18 protein-coding genes are annotated in these 17,765 nt (G+C 54.9%); 5 read left to right on the forward strand and 13 right to left on the reverse strand.

Annotation, left to right across the window (positions count from 1 at the left end):
* Positions 1-26 precede the first annotated feature (26 nt).
* The gene (locus tag PCAL_RS08940; RefSeq protein WP_011850368.1) at positions 27-1,031 is read left to right on the forward strand and encodes a sugar phosphate transferase; all 1,005 of its coding nucleotides are present in this window, start codon (positions 27-29) and stop codon (positions 1,029-1,031) included.
* Here PCAL_RS08940 and PCAL_RS08945 read toward each other — a convergent pair.
* Complete coding sequence (locus PCAL_RS08945; protein ID WP_011850369.1) at positions 1,008-3,794, reverse strand: DEAD/DEAH box helicase; 2,787 nt, start codon at positions 3,792-3,794, stop codon at positions 1,008-1,010. The two genes, PCAL_RS08940 and PCAL_RS08945, sit on opposite strands and share 24 nt — an antisense overlap.
* A gap of 42 nt (positions 3,795-3,836) precedes the next feature.
* On the opposite strand from PCAL_RS08945, the gene PCAL_RS08950 reads away from it, so the two are divergent.
* Positions 3,837-4,391 carry a hypothetical protein gene (locus PCAL_RS08950; RefSeq protein ID WP_011850370.1) on the forward strand — a complete coding sequence of 185 codons (555 nt, stop codon included), beginning with the start codon at positions 3,837-3,839 and terminating at the stop codon, positions 4,389-4,391.
* Here PCAL_RS08950 and PCAL_RS08955 read toward each other — a convergent pair.
* The 8 genes from PCAL_RS08955 to PCAL_RS08990 form a co-directional block, all read right to left on the reverse strand.
* Positions 4,368-5,213, reverse strand: a complete 846-nt coding sequence (locus PCAL_RS08955; RefSeq protein WP_011850371.1) for a CBS domain-containing protein — start codon at positions 5,211-5,213, stop codon at positions 4,368-4,370. The two genes, PCAL_RS08950 and PCAL_RS08955, sit on opposite strands and share 24 nt — an antisense overlap.
* Before the next feature lie 16 nt (positions 5,214-5,229).
* On the reverse strand, positions 5,230-5,787 hold the full coding sequence (locus PCAL_RS08960) for an XTP/dITP diphosphatase (protein WP_011850372.1): 558 nt from the start codon (positions 5,785-5,787) through the stop codon (positions 5,230-5,232).
* A gap of 24 nt (positions 5,788-5,811) precedes the next feature.
* Positions 5,812-6,543: a protein disulfide oxidoreductase gene (gene pdo / locus PCAL_RS08965; protein WP_011850373.1), complete on the reverse strand. Its 732-nt coding sequence runs from the start codon at positions 6,541-6,543 to the stop codon at positions 5,812-5,814.
* A 72-nt stretch (positions 6,544-6,615) separates the two neighbouring features.
* Entirely contained in the window at positions 6,616-6,999 is a 384-nt protein-coding gene (locus PCAL_RS08970) for a hypothetical protein (RefSeq protein WP_011850374.1), read from the reverse strand.
* A 34-nt stretch (positions 7,000-7,033) separates the two neighbouring features.
* Complete coding sequence (mdh, locus tag PCAL_RS08975) at positions 7,034-7,963, reverse strand: NAD-dependent malate dehydrogenase (protein ID WP_011850375.1); 930 nt, start codon at positions 7,961-7,963, stop codon at positions 7,034-7,036.
* A 65-nt stretch (positions 7,964-8,028) separates the two neighbouring features.
* Entirely contained in the window at positions 8,029-9,375 is a 1,347-nt protein-coding gene (locus tag PCAL_RS08980) for an FAD-dependent oxidoreductase (protein ID WP_011850376.1), read from the reverse strand.
* A 22-nt stretch (positions 9,376-9,397) separates the two neighbouring features.
* The gene (dpdh, locus tag PCAL_RS08985) at positions 9,398-10,519 is read right to left on the reverse strand and encodes a D-proline dehydrogenase (protein ID WP_011850377.1); all 1,122 of its coding nucleotides are present in this window, start codon (positions 10,517-10,519) and stop codon (positions 9,398-9,400) included.
* A gap of 36 nt (positions 10,520-10,555) precedes the next feature.
* Positions 10,556-10,984, reverse strand: coding sequence for a thioredoxin family protein (locus PCAL_RS08990; RefSeq protein WP_011850378.1), 429 nt, complete (start codon positions 10,982-10,984; stop codon positions 10,556-10,558).
* A 53-nt stretch (positions 10,985-11,037) separates the two neighbouring features.
* Between PCAL_RS08990 and PCAL_RS08995 the strand changes: the two genes are divergently transcribed.
* A complete protein-coding gene (locus PCAL_RS08995) occupies positions 11,038-11,913 on the forward strand; it encodes a UbiA-like polyprenyltransferase (RefSeq protein WP_011850379.1) in 876 nt (291 codons plus the stop codon).
* Here the strand turns inward: PCAL_RS08995 and PCAL_RS09000 are convergent.
* Positions 11,891-13,003: an MFS transporter gene (locus PCAL_RS09000; RefSeq protein ID WP_193322654.1), complete on the reverse strand. Its 1,113-nt coding sequence runs from the start codon at positions 13,001-13,003 to the stop codon at positions 11,891-11,893. The genes PCAL_RS08995 and PCAL_RS09000 overlap by 23 nt on opposite strands.
* Positions 12,963-13,553, reverse strand: coding sequence for a 50S ribosomal protein L6 (locus PCAL_RS09005; protein WP_011850381.1), 591 nt, complete (start codon positions 13,551-13,553; stop codon positions 12,963-12,965). The genes PCAL_RS09000 and PCAL_RS09005 overlap by 41 nt, the downstream gene beginning before the upstream one ends.
* 76 nt (positions 13,554-13,629) lie before the next feature.
* Here PCAL_RS09005 and PCAL_RS09010 point away from each other — a divergent pair, with 76 nt between their 5' ends.
* Complete coding sequence (locus PCAL_RS09010) at positions 13,630-14,772, forward strand: radical SAM/SPASM domain-containing protein (protein ID WP_011850382.1); 1,143 nt, start codon at positions 13,630-13,632, stop codon at positions 14,770-14,772.
* Positions 14,762-15,652 carry a hydroxymethylbilane synthase gene (gene hemC / locus PCAL_RS09015; protein WP_011850383.1) on the forward strand — a complete coding sequence of 297 codons (891 nt, stop codon included), beginning with the start codon at positions 14,762-14,764 and terminating at the stop codon, positions 15,650-15,652. Before PCAL_RS09010 ends, hemC begins: the two co-directional genes overlap by 11 nt.
* On the opposite strand, the gene PCAL_RS09020 is transcribed toward hemC, so the two are convergent.
* Positions 15,649-16,620, reverse strand: a complete 972-nt coding sequence (locus tag PCAL_RS09020; protein WP_011850384.1) for an Lrp/AsnC family transcriptional regulator — start codon at positions 16,618-16,620, stop codon at positions 15,649-15,651. The genes hemC and PCAL_RS09020 overlap by 4 nt on opposite strands.
* Before the next feature lie 118 nt (positions 16,621-16,738).
* Entirely contained in the window at positions 16,739-17,755 is a 1,017-nt protein-coding gene (hemB, locus tag PCAL_RS09025) for a porphobilinogen synthase (RefSeq protein ID WP_011850385.1), read from the reverse strand.
* Positions 17,756-17,765 lie beyond the last annotated feature (10 nt).

A 17,765-nucleotide genomic window follows, 5' to 3' on the forward strand; every position in this document is an offset into this window, starting at 1 on the left:
AATGTTAATTAACCAGTTTAATAAGTGTGGAGGTCGCCATACGCGGCGAACTAAGGCCAAAGCTGGCCGCTCCAGCCCCCTACTTGGTGGTAGGCGGGTTTAGGCTTGTGGAACTGGCTGCGCTAGCCCTCTGCGAGTTTGGAAAAGTGGTAGTCTATGTTGAAGAGGCTGTGGATTTGCCCATGGTGCTTGAGGGCTGTAGGTACGAGGTGAGGCAGGGCGCCCCGGAGGACGTCCCAGCGGTGGACACTGGATGTGTTCCACACCTCTTATCCTCTTTAAATTTGCGCTGTGGAGACAGAGAGGTTAGACTGGGCAAGGGGGAGCCAAGGGCCGTGGAGCCGTTGAGAACTCTCGCAGACGTCGTAGAGAAGAACGTGGAAGTTATGAAGGCGGCTTTTTCGAAGTTGAGAGAGCTCGGCGTGGAGTTTGTAAAAGGCGACGTGAGGGGCGTGGTTGTGGGAGACATGTTTATACGCGGCAAGGTGTATGAATATACCTATGTAGAGGGGCCGGCAGTTGTGGGGCCAAACTCCTCTATTCTCCCATTTACCTATGTGCGGGCTGGCTCCGTCTTGTACTTTGACTCAAAGGTGAGAGACGAGGTGAAAAACGCCGTGTTTGACGCATATACGAGGAAGCAACACGGGGGATACGTGGGAGATAGCTACGTGGCCTCTTTCGTAAACCTCGGGGCTGGTACTACGTTTTCAAATCTTAAAAACACGTTGGGATTAATTAAGCCGTCTTACGCAGATAGGGGGTATAAGAAGCTGGGGCCTGTCCTCGGCGAGTTTGTAAAAACGGCTATTGGTACATTGGTGTACGGCGGGAGGTATGTTGGCCCCCTCTCCCACGTGTACGGAGTCGTGGACGTGGACGTACCACCGCTCTCAATTTTCAGAGGGGGGAAAATTGTCCCAATGGATCGAGAAAAGGCAAAGGAATACATTAGGCGAGACTTGGCGCAATTTGGCAGAGACGACTTGTATCCCTTCTACAAAAGGCTAGTCGAGCAACCTCTGTTTTAGATACTCCTTTTCTGCCTCTTGTATTTTCTCAGTGAGTTTGTTTAAGTCGGAGTCCGAGGTGGATAGGACATATTCCACAGCGTCTAGGGGCAGTTTTGAGGCGAGGGCGTATAGGCCTAGCCAGCCGTATTTTTTCAAAATCTCAGACGTCCGCTTGACCTCCTCCAAGCCTCTCTTCACTTCGCGCTCTAAGTTGTCGCTTTTGATCACTCTAACTACGCCTACGTCGATGCCGCCGCACCTGGGGCACTTGAGCTCGGCAACTTCGCCTACTCTCACGAGGCCGTACCAGCCGCAGTTTAAACACGCCGCGAGCATTGTGTAGTTTAAAAGCCTCGCCTTAGTGCTGTCTAACACAAGGCGCTTGAGCTTCTCCGGCGGTATAACCTCAAGTCTGTGGGACATCTTCTCGTAGAGAACTTCGCCTAGGTATGTGGGCCCGTCTGAATATACCACTTTGATTCTGCCGCTGGCAATGTCTTGGAGGACTTGAGCCGTGTGATCTAAGTCCAGGTCTCTTTCGAGAGTCTCTCTTATTGCCTCATCAAAGACAGGCGTGCCGCTGAACGCTTCGACGAGCTTCGACATACTTACGCTGTGTACATCGGCCTCCTTGTCTATCGCACCCATTCTCTTGGCCACGTGTAAAATCCTGCGCTTGAAGGAGCCGGACTTCACAAGGGCGGACTTTAAGAGTTCGGCCAGCTCTTTGGCGTCCATGCGCGCCAGGGCGTTGAGAAGTTCGCCCACCGTGGCGGCGGATAGGGGCTCCGAGAACTGTATTATTATGCCGTAGGGGTCTTGGTGAACTCCCACCGGCTTCTCAAGTCTTCTAATTAACAACTCGCCTAAGAGCTTTCCAAGAGTCCTGTTGACCAAGGTGCCAAACGCCGCGTGGACAATTACGATGTTTTCCCTGTACTGTTCAATAACCACCGTCCTATCGTCGGGGAGGGGGCCTCTATGCTTTGCCAATTCCTCTGCGGCGTCTTTAATGACCTCCTCGCTGACTCCATACTCTCTCGCCAACTCGCCCACCTCTGCGCCTTCTTTAATCCTCCTGCGCAGGATCCCCACTTCCTGCGCCACTTCGAAGGGCACTGGGATCTCTTCTCCCACCCAGCTGGGTATTGCGCCCGAGGGGTCAGACGCCTCTACTACGTACACGCTTTTTTCGTCCACGCGCGTTATGAGCCAGGGCATCCCCCTAAATATGAACTTGACCCCCGCCTCACCGTACTCTGCGACAAAGGACTCGTCTAATGTACCCACTAGTTCGCCAGTCTTCTCGTTTATCACAGCGTATTGCCTCTCGTCGGGTATCATGGAGAGAGTCTCGTAGAAGTAGCGGTAAAAGCCGCGGCTCCTGGGCCTAACCACCGTGTCGCTGTCCTCGTAGTAGAGGGCAAGCCTCGGGTACAAATCTTGCATAAATTTAATCACCCTCCTAAGCTCGTCCATAGTCAAATCGCGGTAGGGGTACGCCCTTTTCACTACTTTGTACAACTCCTCAATCTGCCACCTGGGCTTTAAGAGGAGGAACGCCACTATCTGGTTTACCAACACGTCGTAAGGCTTGTATGGAATCTGCGTCGGCTCTATCAGCCCCGCCTTAGCCCTCCTCACAATCACCACAGACTCCAACACGTCGTTGATGTCCTCGGCTATTACAATGCCCCTTGGAACAGCGCTTAGCCTATGGCCGCTGCGGCCCACCCTCTGTAGCAATCTAGTGGCCTGGTGCGGCGAGACGTATTGAATGACTAAGTCGACGTGGCCTATATCTATCCCAAGCTCGAGACTTGACGTAGCCACCACCGCCTTTAGCTCGCCCTTCTTCAACCTCTCCTCCACCGATATCCTCACCATCTTAGAGAGAGAGGAGTGGTGGACTGCCACGGGGAGGTCGCCGTAGAGGTAGGAGAGGCGGAAGCCCAACAGCTCGGCCATGCTCCTAGTGTTTGTGAAGATGAGAGTGCTCCTATTCTCTTCAATAAGCCTCTTTATTAGTCTCAGCCGAGCCACCACGTCGGGGAACAAGCCGCTGGCCTCTGCCAATTTGCGGTCCTCGTCACTTGCGCGCGGCCTAGCCACGTCCAGTTGTATATGCCGGGCGAAGTTCACCATGACCACTTTAAACGGTCTGCCATCCCCCACCAGAAACTTGGCCACTTCAACAGGCGAGCCCACCGTGGCTGAGAGGCCGACGATTTGAAAGTCGCGGCCCACGTGGTATCTAAGCCTCTCTAGGGCAAGCGATAGCTGGACCCCCCTCTTGTCCTCTGCCAATTCGTGGACCTCGTCTACGACGACCCACCTCAACTCCCTCAGATGTTCCAAAAGCTTTCTGCCAGTCAAGATGGCTTGCAACATCTCGGGGGTGGTGATTAAGATGTGGGGAGGCTTGCGGCTCTGCCTCTGCCTATCTGCCTTATCAGTGTCGCCATGGCGCACATCCACCGAGAACCCCAGCCTCTCGCCCCACCACTTTATCCTATCTAACAAGTCTCTATTAAGCGCGCGGAGCGGCGTTATGTAGAGCACAAATATTCCCGACTTGTCGGCCACTCCGTTCTCCAACATCTTGGAGAGAATCGGCAACATTGCCGCCTCGGTCTTCCCGCTACCAGTCGGCGCTATTATCAACACGTTGTTTCCAGAGAGCACCTCTGGAATAGCCGCCCTCTGAGGCTCCGTGGGCTCCGTTATCCCCCTCTCTCGCAACGCCTCCACGACCAGCGGATGAAGCAGGTGAAAGACCACGGCAACTCAAAATCTTTTTAAATTATCTCAACGTCGCCCACTGTGCGGGAGGCGGTACTCTTGTTACTGGCAGCCACTTTGGCGCTGGCCGGCACCGTGGTAGTGAAGGGGCCGTCGGGTAATTTTACCGCCGTTGTAAATGGAAACACTCTCGTGTTGGACGGCTTGTCTGTGGGGATTCCCAGGGTGTCTGACTGGGTTGGGAATGGCTCTTACGCGGCTTTTGGGATTTGGTATTCCCCAGGCTGTACAGAGGGTAGGTACCCGGATAGGCCTGAGTTTTATATAAAATGCGCCCAGGGGGCCGAGATAAACGTAGTCGCTGTCAAAGACCCCAAGGCCAGAGTGACGTGCCGCGACGTTGCCTCTGGCAAAACGCTACAGCCCAGCGAGGCGAGAGACAGAATTGAGATCTATAAGCTGACCCAGTCGCTCGGGGTAGAGTGCAAAGCCGACTTTGCGGCAGCCACGACTTCTACGTCTAACCCACTTATGCCACTGTTGGCAGGCGTCACAGCGGCCTCTGCAACTGCCCTATTTGCAATAGCAATTTTACTGCTTAGAACGCAACGACTACTGCGATTCTTCGAAAAGTAGTAGCAGGGTCTTTTCAGTGACCATCCCAATTACGGCTGTGCCTTCCTCGTTTACCACTGGCACGCCGCCTACGTCGTATTCTAACATCTTTCTCACTACGTCAATGACGGGGTCGCTTGGCTTTGCCAAAAAGATGGGCGACTTGGCGATATTTATCGCGTAGTTGTTAACTACCTCTTCCACGGCGCCTTGCCTTATTTTCTCCACCGTCTCGTCCTCGGCGAAGTATCTCAGTACGTCTTTTGCGTGGAGCATTGCCACCACCTTGCCGCTCTCGTCCACTATGGGGTACCTCCTAAACTTGTAGACTGTGATCCCCTCTAGCACGTCCATCACTGTGGAGTACGGCGTCAATACGTACACGATCCTCGTCATCACGTCGCGGACTCTGTGGGGGAAGTCGAGCTGGGAGGCGAGCTTTAACACGTCCCACTCTGTAAATATGCCCACCAACCTCCCCTCCTCGTCCACTATAGGCATTGAGCCGAAGTTGTGACGTAGAAATAGCGATATGACCTCGCCCACTGGCGTGTTAGGCCTCACTGTAACCACGCTTCTTGTCCCCACCTCAGCCACGCTCTTCATATAAATGTCACTGTAGAGCGTACCGCTGGCGTTCTTGTCGCTGAGCCACGAGTATATTGCGTCGAGTATGTCCAACATAGTGATTATGCCCACAACCTTGTCGCCTCTTACAATGGGCAACCTCCTAATGTCCAAGCTAATCATGGTCTTCATGGCGTTTAAGACCTTCTCCTTCTCGCTGACAGTGACTACGTTTTTAGTGGCGAACTCAGCCACAGGCCTATCAAAGAGGGTCACAATAGCCTATATCTCCTCATTTAAATGTATTAACTAGCCAAAGCGCCATGGCCTTAAAGGCCTTCGCCCTATGGGAAATGGCGTTTTTTACCTCGGCGCCAAGCTCCGCATAAGTCCTCTCCTCGCCTTCGGGGATGAAGATGGGGTCGTACCCAAAGCCGCCGGTCCCCCTTGGCGTATGGGCAATTCTGCCCCTAGTCTCGCCTATGAACACTTTTACACCGCCGCCTACGCATATTGCGGCGGCGCATTTAAAGACTGCAGCGCGGTTGACTACCCCCTCCAACAGCTTCAACACGCCAGCTAGGCCTATTGTTCTATAGACGTATTCGGCATAGGGGCCGGGGAAGCCCCCAAGCGACTCTATGTACAAGCCCGTGTCTTCAACCACCACGTAGTCCCCGTACCTGGCACACAGAGGCTCAGCTGCCTTTTCTGCTACGACTGCCACATCGTCGTGTTGAACCTCGACCTTCTCGGCGTCTAGTCTCTCCACCTCTATTCCAAAAGGCTTCAAGATCTGCGAAATTTCGGCTAGTTTGTGCAAGTTGCTTGTAGCTACTCTTATACGCATTTAAAGGAAACTGCAACAGTACCTTTAAAGACCCATGTGATTTTTCACTTTTGCCAACAGCTCGTGCTCTGGTGGAACTCCCACAAACTCCACCTCTCCCACCGCAGCGTCTTCGGCTTGTAGGATAACTGTGGGGACGCCGGTGACTCCGTACATGTCTGCTATGTCTGGGTTCTCATAGGCCTCCACCACCACGGAGACAACCTTGCCCTTGCTCTCATACGCGAACATGTTTGCCAAAAGGACGGCGTAGGGACAGTAGGGGCAGCTGGGAGTGACCACCGTTAAGACGTATACGCGCTTTGGGGCATTTTGCGCGAGAGCAGAAAGCTCGCCTCTGGTCCTCTGCCTAAGGCCGGTCTTGCCAGTGCTCAACCGCACCACGGTTTCTATGAACGCTCTGACCTCCTCGCCCATAGGCGCGCCAAGGTACCTAATGAAGCCATCGCCGAAGTATACAACAGGCACTCTGTGCGGCTCAACCCCGTACTTGTTGAACACATCGGCGTTTTGTTCATACGCATATTTGTTGACTCTCAATTTGCCGGCGGGGGCAAGTTGCACTAGTAGGTCTAGGAGCTCCTCGGTGGGTACACACCAGTTGGTCTCTCTGCCTCCGCACCCCTTACTCGTGAAAAAGTTCACTTCTACCGGGTTCTCCATTTGAGACAACATCTCCTTAATTATCTCCTTGGTCTCCTCGTCTACCTCTATGTGGGGAACCTCCTCGGGCGGACCTATTGGAACGGTAGACATAGTGTGGCAGTTGAAATTACTTTATTAACGTAATGAAGCTACCGCGCGCTGAACCCCAGATGCCGTACGGAATCAGCGCCTGCTTCTCTTCTTCTTCGTCTTTGACTTCCGGCTTTTTCGCTTCTTTTTCCGCTTTTTCTGAGCTGAGGAGGTCTTTGAGCCCTCTTCGAGAAGCTTGGCCACCTCGTCTACCAACTCTTTGTACTTACTCTCTATTCTATTGCGTATCTCCTCGGGGGATATGTCTGCCTCTTGTTTCCAGATGGTTATGTCTAGGACTAGCCCAACGCCGTCGACGTATCTCCAGGGGTCGAGAGTGAGCTCCTTTACCTCCTTCAGAGTGGCCGGGCTTATTTTGCCAGAGTGAGGCACTACGGCGTAGATGTGGCCGACCTCTGGGTCTTCTACCACCTGTAGCTTCCCCCGCTGGCCCAAAACCTCAAATAGGACGCTCACAAAGGCGGGAGAGAAAAATCTTTTTATCTTTTGACTACTGGAGATACGACTGCGGTATTGTGCCTACGAGCTTCCTTATGGCTTCAACGCTTTGGTTAAATTTCTCCTTTTCCTCTGGCGTGAGCTCAATCTCCAGCACTTTTACTACGCCTGTCTTGCCTAACACTATGGGCACTTCCACTGGCAGGTCAAAGACGCCGTATTCGCCCTTCAGCACTACCGAGGCTATTAACGAGCGGCGTGCGTCGCGTTTTACGCTGTCGGCCATAATGGCTAAGCCAGCGCCGGGGCCCCAATTGGATGAGAAGCCGCGGAGCTCGGTGATCTTGGCCCCCGCCTTTACCGTCTCCTCAACCACCTCCCTCAGCTGGTCTTCGCTTAGCAACTTGCTCAGGGGAACTCCGTGTACAAAGCTCTTGGAGGGCACTGGGAACATGCTCTCTCCGTGCTGGCCCAGCACTATGGGGAGTATCGAGGCCGGCGAAATTCCCAGCTTTTTGGCGGCGTAGTAGGCTAGGCGGCCCGCGTCTAATACGCCGCTGAAGCCAATCACCCTCTCCCTGGGGAACCCCGTGGATTTCCACATCACGTAGGTCATGGCGTCTAGGGGGTTCGTGGTTAATATCACAACGGAGTCTGGGGCGTACTTCTTAATCTCTTTGCCTATGTCGCTTACAATTTTTGCATTTGTCTCAACTAATTGTTCGCGCGTCATGCCTGGCTTCCTGGGGAAGCCGGCGGTGACTATGACCAAGTCGCTTCCAGCCATGTCTTTGTAGTCGTTGCTACCCTCGTACTCTACGTCTAGGCCGAGTATTGCGCTCATGTGATTTAAGTCGAGCGCCTCTCCCTGTGGTAAGCCTTTTACTATGTCTATTAGTAGTATTTTTTTGTCTATCCTCATTATTCCCATTATGGCCGCGGCTGCTGTTCCCACTCTACCGCTTCCCACTATTGTTATCATTGTAGAGTGGAGTGGGTATGTAAAAATCCGTAATATTGGCTAAAAACGAAATCTATATAGCCAGTTTATAAACGGCCCTTGCTTAATACTCGTGCCGCAACTATGAGGGGGTGCCACACAGGCGCCGTGTCTGGCATATAGCCTAGGTCGGAGAAGAAGAGGTCGGAGAGGGTGTAGCCCGACTGTATGGTAACGGCCATTATGTCTGCGTACGCGGCCACTACTTGACTTTTGCCGACGATTTGAGCCCCGAGTATGCGCCCTGTGGACTCCTCGGCGATAAGCTTTACGTGGACAGGCGAGGCGTTTGGCATGTAGTGCGCCTTTGTCCTCGCCTTTATTAGGCTGCTCTGCACCTTGAAGCCTAGCTGTGCCGCCTCTTTCTCTCCCAGCCCCGTTCTTGCTATGTATAAGTCGTAGAACTTTGTGACAGCCGTGCCCACCACTCCTGGGAACTTTAAAACGCGGCCCTTTACCGCATTGCCGCCGGCCACCTGCCCCTCCTTGTTGGCCGTGGGGGCCAGCGGTATCCACACCCTCCTCCCTGTGATCCTATGGACTTTCTCCGCCACGTCGCCTGCAGCGTAAACATCGGGAACTGTGGTCTCCATGTACTCGTTTACGTAGACGGCCCCGGTCTCCCCCAGCTTTGCCCCCGCGCGCACAGCCAAGTCTACGTCTGGCCTAACTCCAACTGCGAGGACCACCTCGTCTACTTGGTACTCCCCCTTCTCTGTCACCACCTTGTTCACATGGTCGGAGCCCTTGAACTCCACCACTTTCTCGCCTAGGTGTAGCTCCACGCCTCTGCTCTTCATCTCCTCGGCGACTATGGCTGCGACGTCGGGGTCAAGCGCCGCGGGGAGGACTTGGTCAAACATCTCAAATAGGAGCACCCTCTTCCCCATCTCCAGAAGGACCTCCGCCATTTCGACCCCTATGTACCCCCCTCCCACCACCGCGACTGTCTTAGCCTTTTCTAGGTGGCCCTTCAAGTGAGGCACCTCGTCTGGGTGCCGCATTGTGAGAATGCCCTTTAGCTCAACTCCGGGGATCTTAGGCACGAGGGGCTTTGCGCCAGTGGCTATGACCAACTTGTCCCACGCAATTTTCTCAGTAGACTCGCCCCTCTTTACAACTACCACCCTCTTGTCCACATCTACATCCACCACGGCTGTACGTATCAATACCTTGATGTTTCTCTCCTTCTCAAACTCCTCGGGGCTGTACGTCATCAGCTCCTCATGGCTTTTCACAATTCCGCCTATGGCGTACGGCATGCCACAAGGGGCATGTGTAATCATAGAGCCCCTCTCTATCAACACCACTTCGGCCGATGGGTCTAGACGCCTTGCCCGCGCCGCCGCCGAGGCGCCAGCGGCCCCGCCACCTACAATCACTACACGCACCATGGAGACGTGTCCAAATGCTCTTTTAATGTTTTAGTGCAGCCGCTAAGCGCTTGCCGGCGCTGAATCTCGCCGTTGTTAGGGCCGTGGCCGACCTCCCGAGGAGTAGTTGAACTGCGGCATGGGCAATGCCGGGCCCTAGGGTCCATCCTAGGCGGCAACCGCCTGTGGCTACCACGACGCCGCCGCGTCTCTCTATCACGGGGAGGCCGTCGGGCGCACAGGGCCTATACCCCACGGCCATGTCCATTACTTCGAAGTCGCCAAGCCACGTCTTAGCCGCGGCCAACACCTTCCTTGACGGCGAGTGGTCTGGTGATGCGTCTAAGTCGAAGCGCCCAGTGGCCTTGATCCACCCCTTGAATGGGACTAGAAAAACGCCACCTATAAAGTCGGCGACTGTAGGACCGGACCACCGCGCAACTAGCCTAAACCCATATCCCTTTAACGGCGCCACGGGAACGCCTAGCCTTCTGGCCCACCAGCCAGCAGCCACTATTACCCCATCGCCTTTTAAAATCTCGCCGTCTTCCAAGACGACGCGCCCCTCTTCTACTCTGCTCGCTTTCTTATTCACAATTCTCACACCTCTAGACGCAACCTCTCTGTAGAGCCTTTCTACGGCCAAGTCCGTGGAAATAACCACGGAGTCTAGGTATACTATCGCCCGTCTACCCTTTACCTCCCCCACGTCGAACCTGGGCTTGAGCGGATCTTGCTTAAGCGCCGCAACTTCAGCCTCTATGTCTTCCACCACCTCGTAGAGGGGCTCCTCCCTAAATTCAAAATCGTTTTTCTCTTCGGCAAGTCGGCGATATTCAGATATAGAAAAACGCGCTAGCTCTTTGACCTGGTTCCAGATCTCCTCTGGGTATTCTCTTCCATATACCTTGATATAGGTCAAAATCCAACGCCAATCCAGTCTAGCGATGCGGGCCTTACCCTTAAGCCACATCTTTATGTACCTGACGGGGTAACCCCTCACGTTTATTCTATTTATCTCAAATTTTGTCGGCTCTAACACGCCCGCGGCTGCCTTCGACCAGCCTCCAGGCGCGGAGTCCACCAGGACAACATCCGCCCCTTCGCGGGCGAGGTATACAGCGGAGAAGAGTCCAACAACGCCCCCACCAACTACAATATACATCAAGGCTACTATAATACATCTTAATATACTTGCCGATTAACTTCTACAGCTGGCGTGTTCTAGTACGGATTCCACAAATGTGCGAAATTGAGGCGCTGTCATAAAGCCAGGCGCGGCCTCGACGGGGGTCCCATTTATAAACGCCACTGTCGTAGGAGTAGCCATAATGCCCAAAGATGCCGCTATGTGGTAAAACTCTTCTATGTCCGCTTTTACAAAGTTCGCCATATGTCTGTACCTCTCTCCCACTTGTCGAAAGATGGGGTCAAAGGCGGCGCAATATGGACACGTCTTTCCAAAAAACATGACGAAGGCAACCTTACACCCCATTACAGCGTTCTTAAACTGGGCCACGTCTCTGAGCACGTGGCCAGGGGGGTAGTTGACGGTGCAACACTTTGGCGGGTCCTTGGCCCTCGTAAGTTCCACGGCCTTTTTCCAGAGTATGCGGTCTAGCTCGTCCACGCCTGCGCGCCGCCTTTCCCTTAAATATTTTTACCCAGAGCGCCACCACGTCTATGCCCTTTGACCCAGAGGTCGCTGGGGCCACGACGCTCCGTATACTGCGCTTTATACGGGTCGAGCACACGATTTTCACCCTGCCAATGGCGTATGCCGCGGCTATTTTGGCAGGCAACCACCTGGACTTGTGGAAGGCGGTTTTTATAGGGCTCGCTGTGTTTGGGCTAAGGACTGCGGGCATGGCGTGGAACAACATCGTCGATTTCCCCATCGACAAATTAAATCCGAGGACGCAGGGGAGGATGTTGGTGACTGGGAAAGTCACGTTTAGAGAGGCCTATGCGACCTTCGCCGCTGGCGCCGCGGTCTTCTTTGCCTCGGCTACGGCGTTAGGTCTATGGCCGCTTCTCTTGGCGGCGCCGTACTTGGCTGTGGCTGTGACTTACCCCTATGCGAAGCGGCTACACTGTTTTCCACATTTCCACCTGGGGCTTGTCTACGCCCTCGTCCCCCTAGGCGCTTCTATCGCCATGTACCCCGACGACATAGCGGCCGCGCTGGCCCACACGCCGCGGATGCTCGTGGCCGCCGCCGCGCTGTGGGTCGCCGGCTTTGACGTAGTGTACTCCAAGGGGGACGTGGAGTTCGATAGAAAGTTTGGACTGGGTAGCATTGCGGCGTGTTTTGGAGTAAAGGCGGCAGACGCCGCGGCGGTTGTACTTCTAACTCTCTCCGCCGCTTTATACGTGGCGAACTACTTGGCCTACGGCTTGGGGCCTTTGGGCCTCTTGGTCACCCTCATAGGCGCCGGGGTAGAGGTGGCGTCGGCGGTGCTGGGGGCTTTGGGCAGAGTGGGGCTGGGCTTTAACTTAAATCTGGCGGTGGGAATCCTCATACCTACTGGCATATTTATTGGGGTTTTAGGCATTTGAGGGAAAGCGCCGAGAGCGCTACGGCGGGTATTACGGCGTATAGGAATGGGGGGTACATGTAGCCGGAGACCGCGGCGCCCACAGCGTAGCCCAAGTTGTTAACTCCCTGGTAAACCCCGTAGCCCCTGGCCCAGTAAACACCTGCGACGTTCCTAGAGACCATCTGTTCTAGCGAAGTGGATAATACTGCAACGCCTAAGCTCTCTAAGACCCAAATGGCTGAGAAGATGTATGGAGAGGGCGAATACGCCATGCCTATAAGCGCCACTGCGACCACTAGAGAGCCTAGCGCAACTGATGAGCGAGCGGGTCTGGCGAGACGGGGTCCAACAAACCAGGAGATGGCCGCGGGCAAATACGCCAATACTGCCGCGAAGGGGGAGAGGGAAAATCTGTCGTGTAGGAATGGTAACACTTGGGGCCCGTATAAGCCGGTGGAGAGGCCCGCGAGAAGCGATGCAACGATTATGCAAGACAAGACTCGCACATCTGTGCGGTGGTGTCGGACGGCCAAGTGCCTAGTCTCCTCCGGGAGGTGGAACAACGCGGCGGCCGATAAGGCGGCGAAAGCCAGCGCGGTAAGTCTAAACGCCGCCGCGTATCCCATGAGCTTCGACAAAATATAGACGGCAGGGATAGAGACCCCTCCCGCCACGGCGCCGGCGGCTGCGGCGATCTTGAGCTTGGAGTAGAGCGCCGGGTCCTCTAGGCCTCCCACGTCTGAGACGTAGGCCACTGCGGCTACGTTTATCAGACTTGAGGCAACGCCCGATAGGAACATTGCCGCATAGACGTGGCTTATCGACGTAGAGAGACTCAGCAGCGTCATAGACGCGGACAGGAGGACGCCGCCTATGCCCATTGAAAGGCGTCTGCCCGCTTTATCGGCTAAGTGCCCCGCCGCTGGCCGGATTACAACGACGGCGGCTGCGTAGGAGGCGTAGGCGATGCCTACTTCCACCTCGCCGTGGCCGAGCTCGAAGATGTAGAAGGGCAACAGGAATGCTACAAATGAGTATGGCGATGAGTATAGGACGTATGCAGAAAGCCTAGGCTTTGACGTGTTCGTAGCCGACGACGTATATCCCATCTACTACGCCTAGGCCGCCCTCGCGTCCGTGAGGCGACGGCTTTTCCTCGCCCCTCAGCTCCGTGGCGGCTTGGATGGCTGCGGCGAATTGGCTGACAAGCTCTCTATCGATGCCCTCCACCACTATGTCCTCTTTGCCCTTTACCTCCACCTTGACGCCCTTGGGTATCTCTAACACTATCTTGGATTTTCTCCCCAAGAAGTTCTCTATAGTCAGCTGGTTCCCTTGCACTTTTACAAGCATGGGGAAGTGGGTGTATATGACTTTGAGCTTGTAGCGCCACCCCTTTGTGACTCCTAGGAACATGTTTTTCAATATGCCCTTGTAAGTCCCAAGCAGGGCGTACTCTCTCTTCTTCGCGTTTAGTACTTCGAGCACCACTTTGCCGTCGCTCAGCGACATTATGACTGGGGTGTTTTTAAACTCCTTGACGAGCTCTCCAAGAGGGCCCTTGACTTTGACAACGTAGTCGAAGGGCCCGGTCTTCTCTATGGCGACCTTGACGCCGTCGGGTATTGGCACCTCCTCAACTGCGTACACGACGTGCATACGCAACGCCTCTATTACGTCTTTAAAAAATTTCCTCGGCGGGTCACAAAAATATATTACGTACGGATCTCAACTAGTGATTCCGATAAGCGTCATGGTGGCCGGCGTGGGTACCACTTCGTTTAAAGTTAAGGGTAGGTTCGGTGTGGAAAAGCCAAGCGACTTCTCGGCGCCGCTAAGGCCGATTGTGAGTTGGAATATCACAAAGAGGTGCAACTTGCGCTGTCTCCACTGCTACATCGATGCAGGCGAGGCCGAGGCTAACGAACTAACTACAAAGGAGGCCTTAGATGTCGTTGACCAAATGGCAGAAGTGGGCGTGCCGCTCATATTGTTCACAGGCGGCGAGCCGCTTGTTAGACGCGACTTTTTTGAGATTGCCCAGTATGCCAGAGATAGGGGCATTAAGCTAGTGTTATCCACAAATGGCACTTTGATAACGCCGGAGGTTGCGAAGAGGCTGAAAGAAGTGGGCGTCGTCTATGTCGGCGTCAGTCTCGACTCTATAAGCGCAGAGTTCCACGACAGATTTAGGGGCGTGCAGGGGAGCTTTGCCGCAGCGTTGGCTGGGATCAAGAACGCAATTGAGGCAGGTCTCGACGTGGGCCTCCGCTTTGTCGTCACTGCGAAGAATATACACGAGGTAGGGGAATACGTCGACTTTGCCGCGTCTCTTGGCGTGAGGAGGATCACCTTTTACCACCTCTCCGCGGCTGGCAGGGCGCAGAAGCTCTCTGAGGACTGGTGGTACACGCCGGAGCAGTATAGACGGTTTATTGAGACGTTGATAGCCAAGGCCAGGCAGTACGCGGGCAAGCTGGAGATAGAAACTACTCTGGCACCCTACGACGGCATCTATATAGCTTTGACGGTTGGCCACGGCGATACAAAGTATCTAGAATTTGTGGAGGCGACGGGGGGTTGCGGCAGGAAAATCGTGTCTATATACCCAAACGGCGATGTATACCCTTGCCAGTTCATAGACTTCTACAAGTTGGGCAACGTCAGAGAGAAGAGGCTGAGGGACATACTGCGCCCCGAGGTGTTGGAGCCCTTTGTAAACACTGACCGCTATCTGCGGGGGCCCAAGTGCTCGCCCTGCCGCTTTAAGAGATATTGCAAGGGCGGGGACAGGACTAGGGCTTACTACTTAACTGGCGACATCTTCGGCGACGACCCCCTGTGCCCCATTCCACGCCTCTTTGGCAATGAAGATTAGGGTTGCGACGAGGGGGTCGAAGCTAAGTTTATTACAGACACAGGAACTCCTAGACCAAGTAAAGGCAGTTGAGCCAAAGGTGGAGTTTGAGCTAGTAGTTGTAAAAACCACAGGCGACGTCGTTCAAGACAGGCCGCTTTACCAAATTGGCGTGAAGGGGATCTTCGAAAAGGAGGTGAACTTGGCAGTGTTGAGGGGGGAGGCGGATGTGGCTGTGCACAGCTTGAAGGATTTGCCGTCGGAGCTTACGCCCGGCCTAGTGATCGCTGGCTTTTCGCGGAGGGCCCCGCCCTACGACGTTGTAGCAAGCCGCGAAGGGTACAGCCTTTACACGTTGCCGAAAGGCGCCGTGGTCGGCACATCTAGCGTGAGGAGGGCAGAGTTCCTAAGGGCCGTGAGGCCGGACGTCGAAGTGCGCCCCCTCAGAGGCAACGTAGATACGCGCGTGGGCAAAATCTTGTCTGGCCAATACGACGCGGCCATTATGGCCATGGCAGGCCTCGTGAGGCTCTACGGCTGGGAGGCGCCAGTGAAGCTGTCGCCGATTAGGCCCGAGGAGATTCCGCCGCCGCCTGGGCAGGGGATCGTGGTGGCGGTTGTAAAAGAGGGAGAGGCATGGCTTATCGACATCCTTAGAAGAGCCAGCGATAGGAGGGCCGCGGTTGAGGCTACGGCTGAGCGGGAGTTTCTCATGCACGTAGGCGCCGGCTGCCACGTGGCCGTGGGAGGACTTGCCAGATATGAAGACGGGGGGATGAGCTTCGTGGCTGGGTATGCCTCAGGGGGTAGGAGGTATGTGATAAAACTGTGGGGCGAAGACCCGCGGGAGGTTGGAAGACGTGCAGCAGAGGAGATTAGGAAAATTAGAGAGGGAGATTAGATTTCCGCGACTCTTTCAACCCTCTTCCCCATCTCTCTGCCGCCGAGGAAGTCGCGGACGCTGTACAATACTGCATACTTTTCCACGCCTAGCTTGCGCAATGACTCTTGTACATATGACTCAATCACGTCTCGCCTTGTCCCATGTACCATGAAGTAGCAGGGGTATTCCCACTTCCCTGGCACTGTGTTTCTCAAAACCACATGGGTAGAGATGGGCAACATCGCCACCTCTTCGCACTTGGCCTCCCTCATTACCACCATGGCGTTTTCTCTAAAGCCGACAGCCTCTCCGTCTAACGTGGCGTGTAAATCGCGGAGTACGCCCAGCTTTATCAACTCCTTTATTTTCTCAAGGGTCTGTGCAACCGACAAACCCAGCACCGCGGCTGCCTCCTTGAACGGCTCTGGGACAAGCGGTAGCGATTTGATTTTTCCAAAGAACTCCATCGGAATTCCCAGCGATTTCACAGAGGGCGGATCCTCCGGCATTATGTACCCCCTGGTCCAAGAGATGCCGCGGCGGAGGTCGAATCTGACATCCACCTTGTAGGACCTGAGCGAGTAAAGTACCACGTAGTCTACGCCGAACTTGTCCGCCACAGCCTTCACCTTGGCCTCTAGCTCCTCCTTCGAGTGCGCCTTAGTTACAAACCAGAGGTTGTACGGCCTGTAGTCGCGCTGGAAGTTGTGGCTGACCATAGGATCCCTATTAACCTCGGCCGCCACCTCCTCGATCCTATCCTCAGGCACCGCCATGCCCACCAACGCGGCCACCATGCCGCGGGACTTGTAATTGAGGATTGCGCCTATGCGCTTCAACACCCCGCTCAAGACGGCCTCCCTAAGCCTCTCCAATACCCACGACTCAGAGGTCCCCAGGGTATCCGCAATTGCTTGAAAAGGTCTCTCCACTAGGGGGAAGTCGTATTGCACAGCCATTAGCAAGTCCACCGTCTTGGCGTCCATACCCACGTGATCCGTTTGAACTAATTAATCTTAGCTGAAACGATAAACGGCGTTGGCAACAAGCCCGCTTGCATATGAGGCGCAAATAGGCGCAAGGAGTAGCGCTGTTCGCAATGCGCTAGAAGGGCAGTCCCTCTTTTATCCACTTGGCCGCTTCAAGCGCGTGATATGTTAATATTAGATCGGCGCCTGCCCTCTTTATCGCCGTCAATATCTCTAGCGTTATCGTCCTTTCGTCGACATAGCCGGCTGTCGCGGCCGCCTTTACGAGGGAGTACTCGCCAGAGACGTTATATGCGGCTAGGGGGACCCATGGAAAGTGCTGTTTCACAAGCCTAATGACGTCTAGGTAGGCCAAGGCTGGTTTTACCATCACTATGTCGGCCCCCTCCTCAAGGTCCATGGCCACCTCCTTCAACGCCTCGTAGGCGTTGCGGGGGTCCATTTGGTAAGTCCTCCTATCGCCGAACTTTGGGGCCGATGCCGCGGCCACTCGGAATGGGCCATAAAACGCTGAGGCGTATTTGGCGCTGTAGGCCATTATTCCGACCTCCTCAAAGCCGTGGGCGTCTAGCGCCCGCCTAATTTCTCTCACTTGGCCGTCCATCATGCCGCTTGGCGCCACGAAGTCTGCCCCAGCCTCCGCATATACGACGGCCTCTTTCGCATAAAGCTTTATCGTCTCGTCGTTGTCGACGTACCACCTGTCCCTCTTCTCCTTCACCACGCCGCAGTGGCCGTGGTCTGTGTATTCGCAGAGGCACACGTCTGCAAAAACTAGGACCCTATCGCCGAAGATCTCCTTTATGAGCCGTATGGCCCTTGGCACTACGCCCTCGGGGTCGTAGCCGCCGGTGCCTTCAGGGTTCTTAAGCTCGTCAGGCAATACGCCGAAGAGAATGAACTTATTTATGCCCAACGACAGGGCCTCTTCCACGTGGTTTATCAACTCGCGGCCGACGGGCCACCTGTATATCCCGGGCATGGGGCCTATGGGCTCCCTCTCGCCGCCCGGTTTTACAAACAGTGGATATATGAAGTCGCCAGCGTCGATCTGCGTCTCAGCGACGGCGTCGCGGATTATCTTTGAGGCACGTAGGCGCCTAGGCCTAGTCGTTGGAAACTGTACGCGCATGTCCCTCCCT

It is taken from the genome of Pyrobaculum calidifontis JCM 11548 (assembly GCF_000015805.1).
Lineage (GTDB): Archaea > Thermoproteota > Thermoprotei > Thermoproteales > Thermoproteaceae > Pyrobaculum > Pyrobaculum calidifontis.

Coding starts and splice junctions, on each gene's coding strand:
- PCAL_RS08960 (WP_011850372.1), bottom strand. CDS start 5,787: ATGCGTATAAGAGTAGCTACAAGCAACTTGCACAAACTAGCCGAAATT.
- pdo (WP_011850373.1), bottom strand. CDS start 6,543: ATGTCTACCGTTCCAATAGGTCCGCCCGAGGAGGTTCCCCACATAGAG.
- mdh (WP_011850375.1), bottom strand. CDS start 7,963: ATGATAACAATAGTGGGAAGCGGTAGAGTGGGAACAGCAGCCGCGGCC.
- PCAL_RS08980 (WP_011850376.1), bottom strand. CDS start 9,375: ATGGTGCGTGTAGTGATTGTAGGTGGCGGGGCCGCTGGCGCCTCGGCG.
- dpdh (WP_011850377.1), bottom strand. CDS start 10,519: ATGTATATTGTAGTTGGTGGGGGCGTTGTTGGACTCTTCTCCGCTGTA.
- PCAL_RS08995 (WP_011850379.1), top strand. CDS start 11,038: ATGCCCTTTGACCCAGAGGTCGCTGGGGCCACGACGCTCCGTATACTG.
- PCAL_RS09000 (WP_193322654.1), bottom strand. CDS start 13,003: ATGGGATATACGTCGTCGGCTACGAACACGTCAAAGCCTAGGCTTTCT.
- PCAL_RS09005 (WP_011850381.1), bottom strand. CDS start 13,553: ATGCACGTCGTGTACGCAGTTGAGGAGGTGCCAATACCCGACGGCGTC.
- hemC (WP_011850383.1), top strand. CDS start 14,762: ATGAAGATTAGGGTTGCGACGAGGGGGTCGAAGCTAAGTTTATTACAG.
- PCAL_RS09020 (WP_011850384.1), bottom strand. CDS start 16,620: ATGGACGCCAAGACGGTGGACTTGCTAATGGCTGTGCAATACGACTTC.
- hemB (WP_011850385.1), bottom strand. CDS start 17,755: ATGCGCGTACAGTTTCCAACGACTAGGCCTAGGCGCCTACGTGCCTCA.